At 69.0% G+C, this 19,142-nt stretch carries 23 protein-coding genes; 11 read left to right on the forward strand and 12 right to left on the reverse strand.

What is annotated here, in order from left to right:
* Positions 1-50 precede the first annotated feature (50 nt).
* Complete coding sequence (locus NKT36_RS11310) at positions 51-434, forward strand: hypothetical protein (RefSeq protein WP_327051151.1); 384 nt, start codon at positions 51-53, stop codon at positions 432-434.
* A 58-nt stretch (positions 435-492) separates the two neighbouring features.
* Here NKT36_RS11310 and NKT36_RS11315 read toward each other — a convergent pair whose 3' ends face one another.
* On the reverse strand, positions 493-2,040 hold the full coding sequence (locus NKT36_RS11315; RefSeq protein WP_327051152.1) for a glycosyl hydrolase family 28-related protein: 1,548 nt from the start codon (positions 2,038-2,040) through the stop codon (positions 493-495).
* A 221-nt stretch (positions 2,041-2,261) separates the two neighbouring features.
* Between NKT36_RS11315 and fer the strand changes: the two genes are divergently transcribed.
* Positions 2,262-2,918, forward strand: coding sequence for a ferredoxin Fer (fer, locus tag NKT36_RS11320; RefSeq protein ID WP_327051153.1), 657 nt, complete (start codon positions 2,262-2,264; stop codon positions 2,916-2,918).
* A 441-nt stretch (positions 2,919-3,359) separates the two neighbouring features.
* Here fer and NKT36_RS11325 read toward each other — a convergent pair whose 3' ends face one another.
* Entirely contained in the window at positions 3,360-3,773 is a 414-nt protein-coding gene (locus tag NKT36_RS11325) for an MBL fold metallo-hydrolase (protein WP_327051154.1), read from the reverse strand.
* 8 nt (positions 3,774-3,781) lie between these two features.
* Complete coding sequence (locus tag NKT36_RS11330) at positions 3,782-4,099, reverse strand: rhodanese-like domain-containing protein (protein ID WP_327051155.1); 318 nt, start codon at positions 4,097-4,099, stop codon at positions 3,782-3,784.
* A 189-nt stretch (positions 4,100-4,288) separates the two neighbouring features.
* Here NKT36_RS11330 and NKT36_RS11335 point away from each other — a divergent pair, with 189 nt between their 5' ends.
* Positions 4,289-4,732 (forward strand): universal stress protein, encoded by a 444-nt coding sequence (locus tag NKT36_RS11335; RefSeq protein WP_327051156.1) that lies wholly within the window; start codon positions 4,289-4,291, stop codon positions 4,730-4,732.
* Positions 4,733-5,056: 324 nt separating this feature from the next.
* Positions 5,057-6,502, forward strand: coding sequence for an MATE family efflux transporter (locus NKT36_RS11340; protein WP_327051157.1), 1,446 nt, complete (start codon positions 5,057-5,059; stop codon positions 6,500-6,502).
* Between the two features lie 12 nt (positions 6,503-6,514).
* On the opposite strand, the gene NKT36_RS11345 is transcribed toward NKT36_RS11340, so the two are convergent.
* Entirely contained in the window at positions 6,515-6,949 is a 435-nt protein-coding gene (locus NKT36_RS11345; protein WP_327051158.1) for a thiol-disulfide oxidoreductase DCC family protein, read from the reverse strand.
* 113 nt (positions 6,950-7,062) lie between these two features.
* Here NKT36_RS11345 and NKT36_RS11350 point away from each other — a divergent pair, with 113 nt between their 5' ends.
* From NKT36_RS11350 to NKT36_RS11360, 3 genes are all read left to right on the forward strand, one after another.
* Positions 7,063-7,740, forward strand: a complete 678-nt coding sequence (locus NKT36_RS11350) for a hypothetical protein (RefSeq protein ID WP_327051159.1) — start codon at positions 7,063-7,065, stop codon at positions 7,738-7,740.
* A gap of 292 nt (positions 7,741-8,032) precedes the next feature.
* Entirely contained in the window at positions 8,033-8,227 is a 195-nt protein-coding gene (locus NKT36_RS11355; protein ID WP_327051160.1) for a cold-shock protein, read from the forward strand.
* A 266-nt stretch (positions 8,228-8,493) separates the two neighbouring features.
* Positions 8,494-8,688, forward strand: coding sequence for a cold-shock protein (locus tag NKT36_RS11360; protein WP_327051161.1), 195 nt, complete (start codon positions 8,494-8,496; stop codon positions 8,686-8,688).
* A gap of 237 nt (positions 8,689-8,925) precedes the next feature.
* Here the strand turns inward: NKT36_RS11360 and NKT36_RS11365 are convergent, their stop codons facing one another.
* The 4 genes from NKT36_RS11365 to NKT36_RS11380 form a co-directional block, all read right to left on the reverse strand.
* On the reverse strand, positions 8,926-9,474 hold the full coding sequence (locus tag NKT36_RS11365) for an OsmC family protein (protein ID WP_327051162.1): 549 nt from the start codon (positions 9,472-9,474) through the stop codon (positions 8,926-8,928).
* A gap of 247 nt (positions 9,475-9,721) precedes the next feature.
* On the reverse strand, positions 9,722-11,032 hold the full coding sequence (locus NKT36_RS11370; protein WP_327051163.1) for a cytochrome P450: 1,311 nt from the start codon (positions 11,030-11,032) through the stop codon (positions 9,722-9,724).
* Positions 11,033-11,087: 55 nt separating this feature from the next.
* Positions 11,088-11,858 carry a creatininase family protein gene (locus NKT36_RS11375; RefSeq protein WP_327051164.1) on the reverse strand — a complete coding sequence of 257 codons (771 nt, stop codon included), beginning with the start codon at positions 11,856-11,858 and terminating at the stop codon, positions 11,088-11,090.
* 147 nt (positions 11,859-12,005) lie between these two features.
* Positions 12,006-12,200, reverse strand: coding sequence for a cold-shock protein (locus NKT36_RS11380; protein ID WP_327051165.1), 195 nt, complete (start codon positions 12,198-12,200; stop codon positions 12,006-12,008).
* A gap of 132 nt (positions 12,201-12,332) precedes the next feature.
* Between NKT36_RS11380 and uppS the strand changes: the two genes are divergently transcribed.
* Positions 12,333-13,253, forward strand: a complete 921-nt coding sequence (gene uppS / locus NKT36_RS11385) for a polyprenyl diphosphate synthase (RefSeq protein WP_327051166.1) — start codon at positions 12,333-12,335, stop codon at positions 13,251-13,253.
* Positions 13,254-13,286: 33 nt separating this feature from the next.
* Here the strand turns inward: uppS and NKT36_RS11390 are convergent, their stop codons facing one another.
* A complete protein-coding gene (locus NKT36_RS11390; RefSeq protein WP_327051167.1) occupies positions 13,287-13,895 on the reverse strand; it encodes an undecaprenyl diphosphate synthase family protein in 609 nt (202 codons plus the stop codon).
* 170 nt (positions 13,896-14,065) lie between these two features.
* Between NKT36_RS11390 and NKT36_RS11395 the strand changes: the two genes are divergently transcribed.
* Together NKT36_RS11395 and NKT36_RS11400 are read left to right on the forward strand one after the other, a co-directional pair.
* Positions 14,066-14,488: a pyridoxamine 5'-phosphate oxidase family protein gene (locus NKT36_RS11395; RefSeq protein WP_327051168.1), complete on the forward strand. Its 423-nt coding sequence runs from the start codon at positions 14,066-14,068 to the stop codon at positions 14,486-14,488.
* A gap of 147 nt (positions 14,489-14,635) precedes the next feature.
* Positions 14,636-16,975, forward strand: coding sequence for a methyl-accepting chemotaxis protein (locus NKT36_RS11400; RefSeq protein WP_327051169.1), 2,340 nt, complete (start codon positions 14,636-14,638; stop codon positions 16,973-16,975).
* 3 nt (positions 16,976-16,978) lie between these two features.
* Here NKT36_RS11400 and NKT36_RS11405 read toward each other — a convergent pair whose 3' ends face one another.
* The 3 genes from NKT36_RS11405 to NKT36_RS11415 all read right to left on the reverse strand — a co-directional run bounded on the left by NKT36_RS11405 (position 16,979) and on the right by NKT36_RS11415 (position 18,502).
* Entirely contained in the window at positions 16,979-17,218 is a 240-nt protein-coding gene (locus tag NKT36_RS11405) for a hypothetical protein (protein ID WP_327051170.1), read from the reverse strand.
* A 73-nt stretch (positions 17,219-17,291) separates the two neighbouring features.
* Positions 17,292-17,633 carry a hypothetical protein gene (locus NKT36_RS11410; protein WP_327051171.1) on the reverse strand — a complete coding sequence of 114 codons (342 nt, stop codon included), beginning with the start codon at positions 17,631-17,633 and terminating at the stop codon, positions 17,292-17,294.
* A 26-nt stretch (positions 17,634-17,659) separates the two neighbouring features.
* Positions 17,660-18,502: a fructosamine kinase family protein gene (locus NKT36_RS11415; RefSeq protein ID WP_327051172.1), complete on the reverse strand. Its 843-nt coding sequence runs from the start codon at positions 18,500-18,502 to the stop codon at positions 17,660-17,662.
* A gap of 287 nt (positions 18,503-18,789) precedes the next feature.
* Between NKT36_RS11415 and NKT36_RS11420 the strand changes: the two genes are divergently transcribed.
* A complete protein-coding gene (locus tag NKT36_RS11420) occupies positions 18,790-19,008 on the forward strand; it encodes a hypothetical protein (RefSeq protein WP_327051173.1) in 219 nt (72 codons plus the stop codon).
* The last annotated feature ends 134 nt before the right edge of the window (positions 19,009-19,142 follow it).

Genomic DNA, 19,142 nt, shown 5'->3' on the forward strand with positions numbered 1-19,142 from the left:
CCACCGGACCGGCCCCCAGACCTAACTGTCCGAGGATTGCCGTCCAGAGCGTGAGCCGAGGCCCGGAGCGACCGTGCGACGAATCGGACGACCCGTACCACGATTCGGACGGACCGTACGACGCGAACGAGCGGGCGAGCGACTCCTTCTTCCCGTACACCGGTAGCTGGGGGTTGGGGTCGGCGCTCCCGTCCGTCTACGGAACCGGGGAGACGGTGACCGACGAGGAGGCGTACGACGGGAGTCGGCGCGACGACCGATACGACGAGGCGACGACGGACGAGGAGGGGACGTGGCTGGACGAGGGGATCATCTCGCTGGTCCTCCTCGCCGGCGTCGTCCTCCTTTTCTTCCCCGAACCCGCCACGTCGGCGCTCGGCATCCTCCTCCTGGGGGTCGGCGTCGTCGCGTGGGTGATCGACGCGCTCGCGTAACTTCGCCAACCGCTCCCGGAGCACGCGCTGCACGCGGTTCGTAGCGACGCGCCGGAACTCAAACGCGGGCGTCGAACCCCCAGCGCAATCGGACACCCTCCGCGGGCGGTTCGTCGTAGACGACGCGTATCGACGTCTCGTCCGCTTCGGCGACGTGGAACCCGGTCGCCGCGTCGCTCTCCGGCCAGACGTTCCGGACGGCGGGCGCGACGTCGAGGCCGTGCGGGAGGGCGAACTCGGCCGTCTCGCCGTCGCCTGCGGCGTCGACCGTCCCGGCGGCCGCCCTGGGCAGGCCGACGTTGGCGCGCACGACCGCCGGCGGGGCGTCGGCGGCGAGCGGCGTGCAGTCGTGGAACTGGTTCCCCACGAGCGCCGCCGAGTCGTGGTCCGCGGCGAAGGCGACGCCGGGCGACTGGGACCCCGCCGCGCCGTGGACGTGGCACCCGGTCACCGTGACGTGGGTCGCGTCGTCGCCGAACCGGACGCCGGCCGCGCCGCCGTCACGGCCGTTGTCGTGGACGTCGCAGTCCGCCAGTCGGAGGTCGGACCCGCCGTCGGTGAAGGCGACGCCCGGCCCGCCGTTGTCGAAGACGCGGCAGTCCGCCACGGCGACGCCGGCGATCGGTTCGCCCGTCGCGACGCGGACGCCCGCCCCGTCGTTGGCGGACATCTGCGAGGCGGCGACGTCGATCGCCGCCCTCCCGTCCGCCGCCGTCACGTGGACGCCGTGGCCACCGTTCCCGGTGACGTGACAGCCGTCGATACGGTGTTCCCGCGCCGGGAATGGTGGGAGCGCGACCTCGCCGTCCATCTCCTCCTTCTCGTCGACGACGATGCCGTCCCTCGCGTTCGCGTGCGCCGAGCAGTTCGCGAACCGGACCCGGCGGTCCGCGGAGGTCCGGAACCCGACGCGGTTGCCGACCGCCGTGCATCCGTGGGCGACGCAGTGGCCGGCGTGGTGCTCGCGGTCGCGCTCGCCGGTCGCCTGGTTCTCGAACATGACGCCGTTGTTGCCGTTGTCGCGAGCGTGGCAGTCGGCGACGACGACCGGTTCGACGTCGGCCGCGAGGCCCGTTCCGATGCCGATGCCGTTCGAGCCGACGTTGAGGCCGTCGCGTGCGGCCGCGAAGTTGCGACCGCAGTCCTCCGCGACGCACCCGTGGACGAGGCTGTCGACCATCATGTCCGTCCCGATGCCGGTCGCCGCCGACCCGTAGGCGTGGACGCCCACGATGCGGCAGCGGCGGACGTGCTGGAAGTAGATGCACTTCTCGCCCGGCGCGTACGCCTCGTCGCCGGGGACGCCCGAGGCGTCGACGGTCATCTCCGCGACGGAGAGGTCCGTCAGGGGGTCGTCCGGGTCGCCGAAGCCCTCCAGGACCGCGAACCCCGCGCCCTCGCCCCGTATCGTCGTCGCGCCCATCCCGTCGCCGACCAGGTGGACGCCCGAGCGGTGAGTTATCGGTCCCTCGACCCGGTACTCGCCGGCCGGCAGGCAGACGCGGTCGCCGCCGGCCCCGTGGGCGTCGTCCACGGCCGCCTGGATCGCCGCACGGTCGTCGCCGGTGCCGTCGCCCGCCGCCCCGTAGTCGGTCGCTGATCGCACTGGCGACGAGTCACCGCGACGGGTGATAACGGTTGTCGCCGACCCCGTCAGTCACCGCGGCCGCAGTCGTCGTGCGGTCGCGTCCCGGTGGCGTTCGGTCCGGTTGCGTCGAAGTGGTCCGGAACCGGACAGAACTTCCTCGGTTCGCGTGACGCCGGGCGGAAGCGGTCGGCGTGTCCGCCGAGCCAAGGTTTTTACTTCGGATTCCCTAGCAACCGGTGATGAGGTCCCCGTTCGACGTGCTGCTCGTAGACGCCGATGCCGACGAGGAGGAGATAGAGCAGGCCTACCGGAGCCGGGTGAAGGAGGTCCATCCGGACCAGGGTGGCACGGTCGAGGAGTTCCAGGCGGTCAGGACGGCCTACGAACGACTCAAGGCCGGCTATCAGGAGAACGGCGAGGCGCCCGAGTTCGACGACGGCGACCCCGACGAGGAGGCTCCCGACCAGCGGGCCCACTCCGAGGTCACCTACCTCGACTACGACGTGCTCGCGGACTTCGGCTGGGAGACGGACGACGCCGACCTCTTCCGGAAGGCGGCCGCTGCGGACCTCGACGAGGCGGACTACGGGCAGTTCGACGTCGACCCCGGCCAGTCGCTGCTGGAAGCCGCCGAGGACCACGGCTTCGCCTGGCCGTTCGCCTGCCGCGGCGGGGCCTGCGCCAACTGCGCCATCCTGCTCGTCGAGGGCGAACTGTCGATGCCGGCCAGTCACGTCCTCCCCCAGGAGATGATGGAGCGCGGCATCCGACTGTCCTGTAACGCCATCCCCATCACCCGCGAGCTGAAGGTCGTCTACAACGTCAAGCACATGCCCGACCTCGACGACCTCCTGCTGCCGCCGACGCCGTTCGACAGGGCGTACTCCGACGACTGAGCGTCTACGCCGAACAGTTGTTCGCGCCGGTCTCGAGCTTCGCCGCCGCCCGGCGACTGTCGGGCTGCTCACGTCCGAGATTGATGGCGATGACGGTCTCGTAGCTGTCGGGCTTCTCGGGGAGGTTCCCCACCATCCGCTCGACGAACGCCTCGCGGTCCAGGTCGAGGAGGTCGAGTCGCTCCCGCACCTCGGCGAGCGACGTGGCGACCGGCTGCCCTGGCGTCCCGTTCTCGAACCGTCCGTCGTTCGCGATGGTGACGTGGCCCGGGAGGACGGTGAGTTCGTCGGGCTGGTCGAGCAGCGTGTCGTGGAGCGTGTCGTACTCCATCTCCGCGCCCGTCTCGGCGTCTTCCTCGCCGAACTGGACCTCGGTCCGGCCGACGGAGTCGACGAACAGGGCGTCGCCCGTCAGTATCGCCTCGTCGTCGACCCGGTAGTTCACCATCTCGGACGTGTGGCCCGGCGCGTCGAGCACCGATATCTCCCGGTCGCCGAGGCGGATGACGTCGCCGTCCTCGACGTGGTCGAACTCGTACGCCAGGTCGCGCTCCGTCGCGCGTGCGCCGAGGTGGTACGGCACGCGAGCAGGTCGGCCAGCTTCCGGCCGCCGGAGACGTGGTCGGCGTGGACGTGCGTGTCGAGGACGTGCGTTATCTCGACGTCGTGCTCGGCGGCGGCGACGACGTACTGCTCGACGTGTCGCGTCGGGTCGACGACCGCGGCCTCGCCCGCCTCCGGCGAACCGACGAGGTAGCTCAGACACCCCTTGCCCCGCCGCTGGAACTGCACGATGCCGACGTCGTCGCCGGTGTCGATGCGCGCCTGCTCGTACAGGGCGTTCCAGTCGCGCATCCCGCCCTTCACGACCGCGACGTCGTCGTAACCGCTCGCGTCGAGTTCCGCGGCGAGGCTGGTCGACGTCGCGCCCTTGCCGCAGAGCTGGTCGACGTCGCGCCCTTGCCGCAGATGGTGTGTATCGCCCGTCCGTCGGCGAGCTCGTCGATTCGGGCCTTCTGCTCGTCGTCGAGCGTCTCCGCCGCCCCGAACGGGACGTTCACCGCCCCGGGGACGTGCCAGGACTCGTAGCTGTCTTCCGGTCGCGTGTCGACGAGCACGTACCCCTCGTCGTCCGCGTCGACCTCGTCCGCCAGTTCGCGTGCGGTGATGACCTCGAACATGAACCAGGGTTCGGCCTCCGCACGGAAGGGGTTGTGCGCTGACAGTGCAAGTCGGTGGTGAGGCTTGTGGCGGGGACCGCTCGCCCGGCGTCGCTCCCGCGAACGGTCGCGGCGGTGTCGAACGGCGCGCCGGTGACCGCGTCCGTCGCCGGGGGACGATTCAATACCTCGCGGAGCGATGCGGACGGTATGGGAGAGTCAGCGGCGGTACGGTACGAGAACGTGCTGGTCCCGACCGACGGGAGCAAAGGAGCCCGGGGTGCGGCCGAACAGGCGGTCGACCTCGTCGAACGGAGCGGCGGCATGGTCCACGCCCTCTACGTGATGGACATGGGCGACGCGAGCTTCGTGGCGGTGCCGAGCGACATCGGGGAGACGCGGGGTCGGATGGAGAAGAAGGGCCGGAAACTCGTGGCCACGGTGGCGGAACTGGCCGACGAGCGCGGCGTCGACTGCGAGACGGTCGTGAAGTCCGGTATCCCGGAGGAGGAGATACTGGAGTACGCCCACGACCACGACGTCGACCTCGTCGTGATGGGGCGGCGCGGCCGCTCGGACCCGGACAAGCCGCTCGTCGGGTCGACGACGAAGCGCGTCCTCGGACAGTCCGACGTCCCGGTTCGCGTTGTGTAGGCGGGCCGTCCTCCCGCCCGACCGCGGAACGAAGCCCTCCAGCGTCACCGTGACGGCGTCGCCGCAGTCGCGGACCGCGTACGCCGTCGGGTAGCGACCCGGTCCGGGGTAGGCGTCCGGCTGGGACACCGTCAGCCGGTCGACCGCCGACGATGGCGGTCGCGCCGGCGTGCAGGAACGTTCGCCGGTTCATATATTTTCCCCCACGACGCCTGCCGTCTGGCGTCTTCGGCGGACGGGAGCGGCGTCTCACGGAACTCCGTCGCCATTACAGCTGCCGGATATGAAAAGAACTTTACTTTCGATTCGAAACACTCCTACGACGTGCCCCGCTTCCCCAACCCTGTCCGGCTCCTCATCCTCGGCATCGGCCTGTCGCTCGCGCGCGCCGGCCTCCTCGACCGGGACCACGTCCGGCGGACGACCGACCTTGCGTGGCCGCGCATCGTCACCGGTCTGGCGCGCATGTCGAAGAACGCGGCGGACGTGGCGATGGTGGGCATCGGCGTGGGGTCGACAGCCATCGCCGGGGTCGGCTTCGCGACGCCGTACTGGGGCGTTGCGTTCTCGCTCGGCGGCGGCATCGCCGGCGGGACCATCGCGCTCGTCTCCCAGCGCTACGGGGCGGAGGCGTTCGACGAACTCGGGCAGGCGGTCCGGACCAGCGTCGCGCTCGTCCTCGCCGTCTCCGTTCCCGTCGCCGCCGTCTTCTGGCTGTTCCCGACGCAACTCGTCTCGGTGATGACAGACGACGCTACGACCGTCGCGCTGGGGGCGGCCTACCTGCGCATCCTCGCCGTCGGCGTCCCGTTCGCGGGCCTCAACCTCATCGGCAGCCGCATCTACATCGGCGCCGACGACGCGTGGACGCCGATGCTGGTTCGCGCGGGCGGCGCGGTCACGAACGTCGTCCTCAACGCCGTCTTCGTCTTCGGCCTGGAGATGGGCGTCGAGGGCGCGGCGCTGGGGACGGTGCTCGCGAACGTGGTCGTGACCGCGACGTTCGCGGCCGGTCTGGTCGCCGGCAGACTCCCCGGCGCGGGCGACCTGCCGGTCACGGTGCGACCTTTCGGCTCCTACGTCGACCGCGAGACGGCCCGCCAGCTGGTCCGCATCGGCCTGCCGGTCGTCGGCCGGAACCTGGTGTGGACCGTCGCCAAGTTCCCGATGCTCGCCATCGTCGCCATGTTCGGCCAGCACGTGGTCGCCGCGTACGTCATCGCCCGGCGCATCTGGGGGCTGATGAACACGCCCGGCTGGGGGTTCGGCCTCGCGTCCAGCAGCCTCGTCGGCCAGGAGCTCGGCAGCGGCGACGAGGCCGCCGCCGCGGCGTACGCCCGTGACGTCATCGCGTTCTCCGTGGCGACGTACGCCGTCGCCGCCGTCGTCGTCGGCCTGTTCGCTGAACCCATCGTCGTCTCGTTCGTCGGCGACCCGGCCGACCCCGCGGTACCGGTCGCGGTGGCGCTCGTCTACGCGGCCTGCGCGGCGGTCATCGCACAGGGCGTCAAGGGTGCCGCCGCCGGCCCGCTCGACGCCAGCGGCGACACCCGCTGGCCGTTCTACAGCCAGGTCGTCGGCATGTTCGGCTGCGCGATCCCCATCGCCTACCTCGGGGCGACGACGAGCCTCGGCATCGCCGGTCTCTACCTCTCCTTCCTCGCCGAGGCGGCGGTCCCCGCGGTCATCAACTACCACCGCTTCTCGACCGGCAAGTGGAAGGCAATCAGCCGGGACTTCCGCCCCGGGTCGCCCGTCGCCGACGACTGAGTCTCCCGACCCCTACTCGCCGTCGGTTCGGGGGTCGACGAGGAACCGTTCCGCGACGTCGGGCGTCGGAGCCATGCACTCCTCGCGCCGCCCGAACCAGTCGTAGCGGTTGGCGGCGACGACGTCGTAGACGGCGTCCCTGACGCGTCGGGGGACGGCCAGGAAGGCGGCCAGCGCTCGGTACGGCCAGCCGAGGCGTGCCGCGACCCGGAGCGCGGCCGTCGACCTCGTGTAGCAGTCACCGCCGTCGACGAGGACGACGGTGTCGCGGTCGGCGTCGACGTCGCAGTCGGCGAGCAGGGCGGCGGCCACGTCCGACTGCAGCGGCGCGAACCGGAACACTGCGTCGGGGTCGTGGCGGATGACGAACCGGACGAGACCGTTGCAGAGGTTGCAGACGCCGTCGAAGAGGAGGACGGGGTTGTCGGCCGTGTCCACGTCGTCCATGCTGGACGTCAGTGGGTCGGCACGCTTCAGCGTTCCGCCGCTGGTGTGCTCGGCTTCTCTTCGCACCGGAATCCACGCCAGTTAACTATCCCCTCTCTCAACCCTGACACGAAATGAACGCTGGCGTCATCGGACTCGTGGAGGGTGATTTCCAGGCCGTCGACTCGTTCTCCGACACCGTCGTCGAGGGCGACCGCGAACTGACGCGGACGCTCGACGTCGGGCGCGTGTTCTCGCTCCCGTCCGGCGATATCGCGTTCGAGGGGCGCGCGGCGGTCGAGCGCACGGCCGAGCGTGCGACGGCCGAACTGGACTACGGCGAGGTCAGACTGCGGGAGACGAACGAGACGGAGACGCGCGTCACCGGGTTCGTCGGCGTGCCCGGGGAGTTCGTCGTGACCGAGAGCGGCGCGGGACGGTTCGCCTTCGACCTCATCGCGCGTGACACCGGCACCGACGTCGAACGGGCGACGTTCGACCTCGACGGCTTCCTCGACGCGCACGCCGACGCAGACGTGTGGAAGGCCGGATTCTCCGGCGCGGACGGGAGCGCCGAGAGCGGCCTGTTCCACGGGTCCGACCTGCTCGCCGACGACGACCTGGCCCACCTCGTCCGCCGCGGCGACCTGAACCAGCTCGGACTGGAGTACGGCTACGACGAGGACGACCTGAAGATGACGGCGGCGAAGAGCGGCTACGTCGAGGTGTACCGACCGGCCGCGTTCGACTCGGCGGACTTCCTGGCGTACCTGCTCGACGAGGTCGTCCCCCACCTGGAACGGTCCGACTGACCGCCCGCCGCTCGTCGTCGCCCCTCGCCGCTGCTTTGCGTCGGCGTCACCGGACCGCAGCACCGCCAGTGGCCAACGGACTGTGGGCCCCACGACCGCCGAGAACTGTGGGTTCCACCACCGTTGACGCCCGTTCGGCGGTGGAACGCACACCGATCCCTTCCGCCCCCGACCGTTCGAGCACGTTTGTCCAGAATATCGGCCATATCGGAAACTAACGTCCACCGAACGCCGGTTCTGCTTTACGAACATCACAAGCCTTTTCCGTGGGAACCGACTCGGTTTAGTCGCAATGGCAGAAGGTAACGTTGATTTCTTCAACGACACTGGCGGTTACGGTTTCATCTCCACCGAGGACGAGGACGACGACGTATTCTTCCACATGGAGGACGTTGGCGGTCCGGATCTCGAAGAAGGAACGGAAGTCGAGTTCGACATCGAACAGGCCCCGAAGGGCCCGCGCGCGACGAACGTCACCCGCCTGTAACCAGGCAGACCGGTCGCGACGCGACGACACCACACTAACCTGATTTTACTTTGGACTCGTCGACGAGCCGACAGGCTCCGGTTCGAGCGGGGTCGACGGAACGTGCCTCGTTTCCCGTTCGGCGGGCCTCGGTCCCGGGTCTCGAAATCACCAGTATCGTTATCTGTACTGTCGGCGACGGGTGCTGGAACGGACTGTGCGGCGCCTTCCACGCCATCTGTTCTCACGGAAGAATTATATGTGCCTGCCTCCTCTCTCGACAGGCAATGGCAAAAGGTACGGTCGACTTCTTCAACGACACCGGCGGTTACGGCTTCATCGAGACTGACGACGCGGACGAGGACGTCTTCTTCCACATGGAGGACGTTGGTGGCCCCGACCTCGAGGAAGGGCAGGACATCGAGTTCGACATCGAGCAGGCCGACAAGGGCCCGCGCGCGACCAACGTCACCCGACTCTAATCGGTTCTCGCGCTCGGTAGGCACAGTCCTTTCACAACGAATCTTACGTTATTTTCGGCCGACGACACCGCGCTCGACCAGTCGTTACGCCGCCGGTGACGGTCGCGAGGCCCGCGTGCGCAGCCGACGGCTCCCTATCGCTGCCGGACGGTCATCTCGACGGGGCCGTCCGGGTGGAGCGTCACCAGCGGGACGAGGTCGAACGCCTCGGTGACGCGGTCGCGGCGGTCGTCGGCATCACTCGAACTGGAGGTCGAAGTCGAGTTCCACGGTGTCGGTCACGTTGTCGTACAGCGGTGACGTCTCGGTGACCTCCTCGTGGAGTGCGCGGAGCTCCTCCTCGTCGGCGTCGGACTCGACGTACGTCGTGCAGCGAATCTCCTCGTACCCGGCACGGACCTCGTCGCTCATCCCGAAGAACCCGCGCAGGTCGATGTCGCCCTCGAACTCGAACCGCATGTCGTCTATCTCGATGCCCTTGGTCGCCGCGTGGCCGGCGTAGGTCACGCTAAGACAGGAACCGATGGCGGCGAGCAGTAGTTCCACGGCGTTCGGTCCTGCCCGGTCGCCGAACAGTTCCTCGGGCTCGTCGCCGACGATCGTGAACTCCTCGGACTCGACGGTCTCGCCCGCCTGTTCGAAGTTCGCGATGCGCGTCTCGCTCTCGAACCCGCCCGTCCACTCCGTCTCGGCGCTGAACGTGAACGACGCGAGGTCGGGGTCGTCTTCGACCGCTTCGAGCATCGTTCCCAGTTCGTCGACGTCGATGTCGTTGACGTTGGTCATGATTACTACGTCCAAGACCACAGACGGTGCGGACATCGAAGTCGCCTTCGGTGGCGGCGCAGTCTTCCCATTTCTGCCCCGCAGACGGGCCGCATATCTCGGGTGGGCTGCCGCCCCGCAACTCGGTTCAGACGTCCCGCCCGGCGGGTAGAGATGTCTAAAACACGCAATACTGTGGCGTCGGTCACCGTCCTTCCGTCGGTCGGTACCGCCGGCGCGGAACGGCCGTTCCGTCTCCGGAACGACCCTACCGTCGTCGGACGGTCATCTCGACGGGGCCGTCCGGGTGGAGCGTCACCAGCGGCACGAGGTCGAACGCCTCGGTGACGCGGTCGAGTTCGTACTTCCGGCCGAGAGTCGCCAGCACGTGCTTCGCCTCCCGGACGGCGAACCCGTCGCCGATGCACTTGCGCGGGCCGCCGCCGAACGGGAAGTACGCGAAGCCCGGGAGTTCCCGCCGGAACTCGTCGGTCCAGCGCTCCGGGCGGAACGACCACGGGTCGTCGAACCAGCGGCGGTCGTGGTGGACGACCCACTGTGGCGTCGAGACGACGCTCCCCGCCGGAATCCGGAACCCGCAGAGTTCGTCGTCCTCCCTGGCCTCTCGGTAGACGACGTAGGCGGGTGGGTAGAGCCGCATCGCCTCGGTGACGACCCTGTCGAGGACGTCGAGGTCCGCGAGGTCGTCGGCAGTCGGCGGGCCGTCCAGCGCGTCCACCTCCTCGTGGAAGCGCCGCTCGACATCGGGGTTGTCGGCGAGCAGCCACCACGCGTACGTCAGCGTCAGCGCCGTCGTGTCGTACCCCGCGAGCAGCATGGTCATCATCTGGTCGCGGACGAGTTCGTCGTCGACCGCGCCCGCCTCGTGCTGGCGCAGGAGGATGGCGAGCACGTCGTCGCCCTCCCGCCCCTCGTGCTGGCGGCGGAGTTCCCGGAGGACGCGTTCGAGCGTCTGGACCGAGCGCTGGTAGCGCACGTTGCGCGGCGTCGGCACGTCCTCGGGGACGAACACCTGCGGTCCGGGCCGGAACCGCTCGCCGACGTCCATCAGCGCGTCGGCGACGACCCGCTCCATCCCGTCGAGCTCGACGCCGAGCAGCGTCTCGACAACGATGCGGAGGGTGAGCTGCGACATCTCCGCGTGGACGTCGACGACGTCGCCGTCCGACCACGACGCGCCCGTCAGCTCGGCGTTCTCGACCATCTCCGACGCGTACGCGTCGAGGCGCTGGCCGAAGAACGCCGGCTGGAGCGCGCTGCGCTGGTCGCGCCACAGGTCGCCGTCGCTCGTCAGCAGCCCCTCGCCGAGCAGTCCCGCGAGCCCCTCGTCGTCGCCGAAGGTCGGCTTGCGGTAGCTCCCCGCGTTCCCGACGAGCACGCGCCGTATCGCCTCCGGATCGGTCACCTGGTAGACCTCCTGTCCGTACACGTCGATCGACACGACGTCGCCGAACTCGCGGGCCGCCCGTTCCATGAACCCGAGCGGGTCGTCGGCGTACTCCAGGCTGGTCCCCACCACCGGGAGGCCGGTCGGCCCGGCCGGTACACGGTTGGCCATAGACTCCGTTCGGCCGCAACGGATATAGAGTTCGTGCCCAACGCGTCCGAGCGGGCTACTCCGCTCCGTCGACCGCCTCGCGCTCGGCTTCGACCTGCTCGACGTACGCCGCCGTCACCGTCTCCAGGATGGCCTCGCCGGCCTCCGGCGTCGCCTTCCGCGGGTCGCCGAGCACGCCGTTCTCCGTTATCGACTCGAAGCCCTCGCTCAGCAGTCGCGCAGTCGAGAGGTCGCCCTCGTGGCCGACCGCCAGTTCGTCAGTGCGGACGAGGTCCTCGTCGACCGCCATGACGATGGCCGTCTCGGCCGCGCCGGCGTGGATCACCGGCTCCTCGTACTCGACGCCGGCCTCGCGCAACCCCTCGTTCAGCAGCTCCATGTGCTCGTCGAGGTCGCCCAGGACGACGACGTTCGCGTCGATCTCGCGGGCGATCTCGGGCGCGACGGCGTTGACGGGCGCGAAGTTCCCGCCGTGGGTCGGAACGAGCACGAGGTGTTCGAACCCGTGCTCGTCCAGCGACCTGCAGTACGCGCGGACGAGGTCCATCAGGGTCTCGGGCGGGACGGTGATCGTCCCCGGGAACTCCATGTGGTGGCCCGAGCAGCCGGGGCGGATGGTGGGCGCGGCCAGCGCGTCGCCGAGCCTCTCCGCGATGCGCCGCGCCAACTCGTCTCCGTCGAGCGTGTCCATGATGAGCGGCAGGTGCGGGCCGTGCTGTTCGACCGACCCGACGGCCACGACGGCGGTCCGCGTTCCGGACTCCAGCGCCGATTCGACCTCCGGCCAGGTGAGCTCTTCGAGTAGTACCGATTCTGGTGATGACATGCGTTGTCGCTCCGAAAAAGTGGCCCACCGCGACCGCGCAGACCGTCGAACGGCGACCGCCGTCCGAGGTGCTACCCGCTCCCGGTGATGGTTTTCGCGCGGCAGCGCAGAGCACTCCCGCGACAGAACTTGTTGCTACGGTGCCGATTACAGACGCTGCAGGTTCGTCGCGCGCGGGCCCTTGTCGGCCTGCTCGATGTCGAACTCGACTTCCTGACCCTCTTCGAGGTCAGGGCCACCAACGTCCTCCATGTGGAAGAAGACGTCCTCGTCCGCGTCGTCAGTCTCGATGAAACCGTAACCGCCCGTCTCGTTGAAGAAGTCAACCGTACCTTTCGCCATTGCGTTCTACCCAAACAACGCCATGCTTAAAAAGGTATGGACCTCCGCCGGGGTAGTGTGGTACGTTACCGGTGCACGTTAAATTTGGAGTGGCAAGGCTGATACTCGTCCAGCGAGTCACTACTGACCGAGATGTTACGGTGGGTTCGGCAGCAGTTCGAGACGGCGTACGAGCGACATCTGCGGCGGAGTATCTCCGGCGCGCCGACGCACGTCGCGGTCATCCAGGACGGCAACCGGCGCTACGCCAGAAAGGAGGGCGAGGACGCCACGGACGGCCACCGCGCGGGCGCGAAGACGACCGAACAGATCCTCTACTGGTGCGACGAACTCGGCATCGAGGAGCTGACCCTCTACACCTTCTCGACAGAGAACTTCGACCGGCCCGAGCACGAGCGCGAGGAACTGTTCGACCTGCTGGTGACGAAGCTCCGGGAGTTCGCCGACGCCGACCGCGTCCACGAGAACGAGGTCTGCATCCGCGTCATCGGTGACGAGTCGATGCTCCCCGAGCGGGTCCAGGACGCCGTCGAGTACGCCGAGCGCCGGACCCGCGAGTACGACGACTTCGTGCTGAACATCGCGCTCGCGTACGGCGGCCGCAACGAACTGCTGGGCGCAGCCCGCGACGTGGCGTGCGAAGTCGAGGACGGCGACCTCGCGCCCGAGGACATCACCGCCGAGACCATCGAGGACCGCCTCTACGACCGCCCGGTGCGCGACGTCGACCTCATCATCCGCACCGGCGGCAACGAGCGCACCAGCAACTTCCTGCCGTGGCACGCCAACGGCAACGAGGCGGCCGCGTTCTTCTGCACCCCCTACTGGCCGGAGTTCTCGAAGATCGACTTCCTGCGCGCGGTGCGGACCTACGAGTCGCGCGAGGAGTCGTTCCGCCAGGCGAAGGTCCAGCGCGCGCTCGCGCTCGTCCGCGCAGTCGGCGGCGTCGAACTCGACGAGGCGCGCTCGGTCATCCAGCGCTTCCGCGACTACCTGCCGGACGGGACCACCGCGGAGGAACTGGAGAGCCTGGAGGAGCGGTCGGCAGACTGAGCCCCGGAGAATCGAGATCCTGTCTCCACGTCGCTACTGTCCGAACCGCCGCTGTCGGTGCTTGTAGTCGAGGATCGCGCGCAGGTAGTCGCGCTTCCGGAAGTCGCGCCAGTTCACGTCGGTGAAGTAGAGCTCCGAGTACACCGACTGCCAGATCATGAAGTCCGAGAGGCGCTCTGCGCCGGTCTTGATGACGAGGTCGGGGTCGGTCGGGAAGACCAGGCGGGATTCGACCGCCTCCTCGTCGACCGCCGCTGCGGCGGTCGCGCCGGCGGCGACGTCCTCGGCGACCGCTCGCACCGCCTTGGCGAACTCGTGTTTCCCGCCGAGGCCGATGCTCACCTGTATCGGTGCGTCGGCGCGCTGGGTGTCGTCGGGGCCGCGGACGGCGACCGGTTGCGGTGCTTCGACCCCCTCGAGTTCGCGTTCGAGCGTCGGCACCGCTCCCGGGTCGAGGACGCTGACGTACACTGTCACGCGCTCGGCGCCGTAGTCGAACGCCCAGCCGAAGAACTGGCCCAGGGTCCGGTAGGCGCCCTGTTCCAGCAGGTCGCGCTCGGTGATGACGACGGCGATGTGGCGGGGCGGGTCGGCGGGGTTGCGGCGGACGCGGGCGGCGAGGTATCGGTCGTACAGTCCCACTGTTCACTCGATGGTCCCGGACGAACATTAAGCGTGACGACCTCGCCGCTGATGAACTCTCGATGACAGGACGCTCCCGGCCTCGCCGAGAACAACGGCGACCGCGACCCGGTCTGTCGGAGGTGTGCCGGGGGTGCCAGTTTATGCCGGTTGCCGCCGACGGGGCTAGCATGGAACACGTCGACTACGTCTACACGTTCGGTATGGACGACGAGGAGGTCGAGCGGCATCTCCGGGAGGCGATGACGGGCGTCCTCTCGCTCGCGCGGGACGACGACGCGTACGCGGTGCCCGTGGGCTGTCACTACGACGGCGACCGACTGCTACTCCGCCTCGCGGTCGAGTCGGGCGGCGAGAAGATGTCGTTCGTCGAGGAGACGGGGCAGGCCTGCTTCGTCGTCTACGAGGCGACGACCGACGAGTCCTGGAGCGTCCTCGTCGTCGGGAGCCTCCGCGAGACGACGGAGGAGTTCACCGACACCCAGGTCAACGAGTGGTTCGCGCCGCTGCGGGTGTTCAGCGAGGCCATCGACGAGGTCGAACCCGTGCTGTACGAACTGGAGATGGACACCATCGCCGGTCGCACGACGTAGGGCTGGCCGCACTGACTCCGCTTCGGAACCCTCCCGTCTGTACGTGTATGTTCCTCACAGTTCGAAACGTTTGACTACGTTCGGGGACGTCTCTCTCCGTCGACCTCTTAGAAGGGTACTACTGTCGGTAGTTTCACTTCGCGTACAATGAGTCGACGCCTGCGCCGGCTTCTTCCGAGACGGCTCCGACAGAGTTACGCGGCCACGTTCGCACTCACGCTCGCTGCGCTCGTGGTCGTGACCGGGGCGTTCGGGGGGTACATGTACCTGCACGCCGGGTCCGTCCTCCAGGAGGACACGAAGTCGGAGTTGACGACGACGTCCGACATCGAGGCGGACCACGTCGATGCGTGGTTCACGCGGAAGCACCAGCGGTACGAGACGCTGCCGAAGTCGGTCGCCTTCCCCAACGACAACTACAAGCAGATCTCGACGCTGCTGACCGACGCGGTCCAGCAGAGCGACCACGTCGAAGGGATGTACTACGTCGACCGAACGACGGGGGACGTCGTGCTCGATTCGGGGAGTCCAGTGCCGGTCACGGCGGAGGGGACGTTGCGAAAGGCGGTCGGCCAGCGCGTCTCTGCGGCGGCGAGCGAGGAGGTGAACTCGTCGGGGGCGTTCCGACTGTCGACCGACGGGTCACCGTTCGTGGTGTTCGTCGCGCCAGTGCCGGCCTACGAGCATCGGAGCCTCGTCGCGCTCGTGAACGTCGAGAGCCTGTCGGGGGCGTTGCTCGACGACGTCGAGGGTGAGGTCGTCGTCGTCGACGGCACCGGCCGGACCGTCATGGCGACCGACAACCGGTCGCTGCTCACCCGGGACGGCCTCGGCGTGACGTACGGGTCGTCGAAGGGGTTCACGACGGCCAACGGCAGCGCGGTCGGGTACGCGCCGCTCGAATCTCGCGACTGGACCGTGACGACGCGACTCCCGACCAGCGAGGCGTTCGCCCTCCAGTCGGACATCTCGACCCAGATACTCGCGCTCGTGGCGCTGACCCTGCTCTGTGCCGGACTCGTCGGTCTGACGATCGGACGCGGAACCGTCGGGGCGGTGCGTGACCTCTCCGCCAGCGCCGAGCGCCTCCGCGACGGCGACCTCGACGACCCGATAGAGACCGACCGCGAGGACGAGATCGGCGACCTCTTCCGGGCCTTCGACGCCATGCGGCGCTCCCTCCGCGACGAGATACGCGAGGCCGAGCGAGCCAGAGAGCAGGCAGAGGACGCACGCGAGGAGGCCGAACGCTCGCGTCTCGACGCGGAGCAGGCCCAGGAGCGGACCGAACGCGCACAGCGCGACGCGGAACGGGCGCGCGAGGAGGCCGAACGGCTCAACGACCACCTCATCGACCGCGCCAGCGAGTACGGCGACGTCATGGCCGCCTGCGCGGAGGGCGACCTGACCCGCCGCATGGACCCCGACGCGCAGGTCGAGGCGCTGGCGGCGGTCGCCCACTCGTTCAACGCGATGATGGACGAACTCGAACGCACCGTGGGTGCCACCCGGGCGTTCGCGGCGACGGCGGACGAGGCGAGCGACGCGGCCGCCGAGCGCGTCGCCGCCGCGGCCGAGGCCAGCGAGACCGTCAGCGAGTCAGTCGCGGAGATATCCGCGGGGACCGACGAACAGGACCGGAACCTCCAGCGCGTCGCCGCCGAGATGGAGGACCTCTCCTCGACCGTCGAGGAGGTGGCCGTCTCCGCGGACGAGGTGGCCGACCGCGCCGAGCGCGCCGTCGAGGTGGGTGCCGACGGCCGCGAGGCCGCCCGGGACGCGCTCGCGGAACTCGACGCCATCGAGGAGCGGACCGAGGAAGCGGTCGCGCGCATCGAGCACCTCGACGAGACGGTCGCCGAGATAGAGGACGTGGTCGGTCTCATCGCCGAGGTGGCACAGGAGACGGACACCATCGCGCTGAACGCCTCCATCGAGGCCGCCCGCGCCGAGGAAGGCGGTGAGGGTTTCGCCGTCGTCGCCGAGGAGGTGAAGTCGCTCGCCGAGGAGGCCACGTCGGCGGCGGACGGCGTCGAGGAGCAGATCGCCGCGGTCCGTCGCCGGACGGACGAGACGGTCGACGCGATGCACGAGACGCGCCAGCGCGTGGCCGACGGCAGCGACGCCATCTCCGGCGCGCTCTCCTCGCTCTCGGCGATCGAGGACGAGATAGCCGACACGAACGCCGGCGTCCAGCAGATCGACGCCGCGACCGACGACGGCGCCGAGTCCGCCGCCGAGGTCGTCGCTATGGCCGAGGACGTCGCCGAAATCGCCGCGGAGATGACCGACGCCTCCGAACGCGCTGACGCCGTCGCCGACGAACAGACCGAGACCCTCGCGGCCGTCTCCGAGACGGTCGCGGACCTCTCCGGGCGGACCGAACTGCTCCGTGACCGCCTCGCGACGTTCGAGGTGCGCGACGGGCGTGAGACGACTGGAGACGAGGGCGGCGAGACGGCCAGTCGCTCCCTGTCGAAGGGGTAGCCCCTACACTCTCAGCCGTACCGCGTCCTCGGTGATGTCCGCGACGAAGTTGTCGTTGAGGTGATAGACCTCGCGGTTGACAGTGCCCGTCCAGCGGAGGTCCTCCAGGATGTCCCGGTCGGCCCCGGCGGCGACCTCGACGTACAGCGACCCGTGGTCGACGTGGTCGACGGTCCCGATCTCGGTGCCGTCGGCCGCGACGACCCGCTTGCCCACGTGCTTGTCGGTGAACTCTGCCGTCATGCTCGACAGTTCGGCCCGCGCCCTCGTGTGCGTTCGGGCCGCGTTCGAGCGCTGTCCCGGCCGAAACCGTTTTCTAGATGATATCTGAACGGCTGTTCTGGACGAACGAGAGCCCGCGGCGGTCCGCGAGACCGTCCTGGGGAACGCCGAGGCCCTGCTCGCGGACGTCGAGGCGCGGTGGGGCGACGTCACGCGCCTCGACCCGCTCGTCGTCTCGCCGCTCTCCGGCGACGACGGGCCGTTTCCGGCGAGTGCGGCGGCGTTCCGCGACCGGTTCTACCCCTACGCGGCGGGGGCCGTCGTCACCGACGACGCGGGTCGCCTCCTGTGCGTCGACAGCGAAGTCGCGGACGTCGCGTGGTTCGCCCCCGACGAACTGCCGGACCTCCGGGAGTACGACTGGATCGCCGCACACCTCTCGGCGGTCGACGGGACGGCGACTCAGTAGCCGAGGCGGTCGAGCGTCCCCGCGAGCCGGTCCGGGTAGGGGTCGCCGAAGTAGTAGACGTGGACGAGCAGCGGGTAGAGTACGTACACGTCCCGGCGTTCGTCGAACCCAGGGTCGATACCCCGCCGGGCGTCGTAGCGGTCGAAGAAGACGTCCCCGAAGGTGTCGGTCCAGTCGACGTACGCGAGTTCGACCTCCGCGTGGGCGTAGTAGGTCGCCGGGTCGAGGAACGCCGCCACCCTGCCGTCGCGCGCGAGGACGTTGTTCGTCCAGACGTCGCCGTGGATCAGCGACGGGGCGTCCGGTTCGACCAGCAGGGCGTCGCAGTCCTCGGCGACCGACAGGACGCGCTCGTGGAGGGCCGGCGTGAGTCGCCCGGCGTCGCGGGCCACCTCGGCGGCGTACCGGAGCCGCCGGTCGCGGTAGAACGCGACCCAGGAGTCGGTCCACGGGTTCGGCTGGCGCAGCGTCCCGGTGAGCGTGTCGCGCTCGAAGCCGAACGCCGGCGCGGTCGTCCGGTGAAGCGCCGCGAGGTGGTCGGCGGCGTCGCGCTCGACCGACGGGGAGATCTCCGCGTCCCCCTCGACGTACTCCAGCAGGAGCAGGTCGTCGGTAGCGGATTCCACTGCGGGGACGGGGAGGCCGGCGTCGCCGAGGTGGGTCAGCATCTCGCTTTCGACGGAGAGGGGCGTCTCGCCGGTCTTCGCCACGAGCGGGTCGCGGTCGGCGAAGTCGACGCGGTAGACGGTGCCGATCTCGCCGCCGTCGAGTTCGACGAGCGCCGTGGGTCGGTCGCCGGTGCGGTCGGCGACGCGGTCTGCGAGGTCGGTCGGCATCGAGCGGTCGTTCTCGTCCGGGGTACGTAACTCGTCCGTCCGCGGAGCGCCTCGCCGGTGGTGCTTGGCCGGGACAGTAAAACCGTGACCACCTCGAAAGCCCCGCCCACCGTCGGTCGGTCGAGCGGCCGATACAGATGGACTGGATGAGGCGGCTTGAGGAGAGCGGTCCGCGAGAGCACGCGACCGAAGCGAGCGCGTAATGAGGGCACGCTCACGAACGAGACGTCGGGAAACTGTGCAAGCTTCACGGCAAAGCCTATACTGTCACTAACCCAACTCGATACATGGCCGTCTTCCCGCTTACACCGAAGGAACTCCAGATACTACGAATTCTCTTCGTAATCCCTGTCCTCGTCGGTATCGTCGGGCGTGCGCTCGCTGGCGGTTCCGCACTGGAAGCTGTCGCTGTAGGCGGCGTGCTTGGCGGACTGTACTTCTTGCCACTCGCACTCATCTACTTCGTGTATCTGTTCGGGAAGCGCCGCTCGACGAAGCACACCTGACCCGATCCCGCTGTGACCGATACGCGCCCCGTATTCGGCACGAACTCAGAAACCCAACCTTGCTGATGGTTTCGACGAGACTTCGGATTCGAACATCGCCGCGTCGACCGGGCAAGCGTTTTTATAGGGTGACG

This window comes from Halomicrococcus gelatinilyticus, assembly GCA_024227995.1.
GTDB classification, from domain to species: Archaea; Halobacteriota; Halobacteria; order Halobacteriales; family Haladaptataceae; genus Halomicrococcus; species Halomicrococcus gelatinilyticus.

Bases quoted from the DNA above. Each gene is read 5' to 3' on its own strand.
- fer (WP_327051153.1), top strand. From the start codon at position 2,262: ATGAGGTCCCCGTTCGACGTGCTGCTCGTAGACGCCGATGCCGACGAG.
- NKT36_RS11325 (WP_327051154.1), bottom strand. From the start codon at position 3,773: ATGCGCGACTGGAACGCCCTGTACGAGCAGGCGCGCATCGACACCGGC.
- NKT36_RS11330 (WP_327051155.1), bottom strand. From the start codon at position 4,099: ATGTTCGAGGTCATCACCGCACGCGAACTGGCGGACGAGGTCGACGCG.
- NKT36_RS11335 (WP_327051156.1), top strand. From the start codon at position 4,289: ATGGGAGAGTCAGCGGCGGTACGGTACGAGAACGTGCTGGTCCCGACC.
- NKT36_RS11345 (WP_327051158.1), bottom strand. From the start codon at position 6,949: ATGGACGACGTGGACACGGCCGACAACCCCGTCCTCCTCTTCGACGGC.
- NKT36_RS11350 (WP_327051159.1), top strand. From the start codon at position 7,063: ATGAACGCTGGCGTCATCGGACTCGTGGAGGGTGATTTCCAGGCCGTC.
- NKT36_RS11355 (WP_327051160.1), top strand. From the start codon at position 8,033: ATGGCAGAAGGTAACGTTGATTTCTTCAACGACACTGGCGGTTACGGT.
- NKT36_RS11360 (WP_327051161.1), top strand. From the start codon at position 8,494: ATGGCAAAAGGTACGGTCGACTTCTTCAACGACACCGGCGGTTACGGC.
- NKT36_RS11365 (WP_327051162.1), bottom strand. From the start codon at position 9,474: ATGACCAACGTCAACGACATCGACGTCGACGAACTGGGAACGATGCTC.
- NKT36_RS11370 (WP_327051163.1), bottom strand. From the start codon at position 11,032: ATGGCCAACCGTGTACCGGCCGGGCCGACCGGCCTCCCGGTGGTGGGG.
- NKT36_RS11375 (WP_327051164.1), bottom strand. From the start codon at position 11,858: ATGTCATCACCAGAATCGGTACTACTCGAAGAGCTCACCTGGCCGGAG.
- NKT36_RS11380 (WP_327051165.1), bottom strand. From the start codon at position 12,200: ATGGCGAAAGGTACGGTTGACTTCTTCAACGAGACGGGCGGTTACGGT.
- uppS (WP_327051166.1), top strand. From the start codon at position 12,333: ATGTTACGGTGGGTTCGGCAGCAGTTCGAGACGGCGTACGAGCGACAT.
- NKT36_RS11395 (WP_327051168.1), top strand. From the start codon at position 14,066: ATGGAACACGTCGACTACGTCTACACGTTCGGTATGGACGACGAGGAG.
- NKT36_RS11400 (WP_327051169.1), top strand. From the start codon at position 14,636: ATGAGTCGACGCCTGCGCCGGCTTCTTCCGAGACGGCTCCGACAGAGT.
- NKT36_RS11405 (WP_327051170.1), bottom strand. From the start codon at position 17,218: ATGACGGCAGAGTTCACCGACAAGCACGTGGGCAAGCGGGTCGTCGCG.
- NKT36_RS11415 (WP_327051172.1), bottom strand. From the start codon at position 18,502: ATGCCGACCGACCTCGCAGACCGCGTCGCCGACCGCACCGGCGACCGA.
- NKT36_RS11420 (WP_327051173.1), top strand. From the start codon at position 18,790: ATGGCCGTCTTCCCGCTTACACCGAAGGAACTCCAGATACTACGAATT.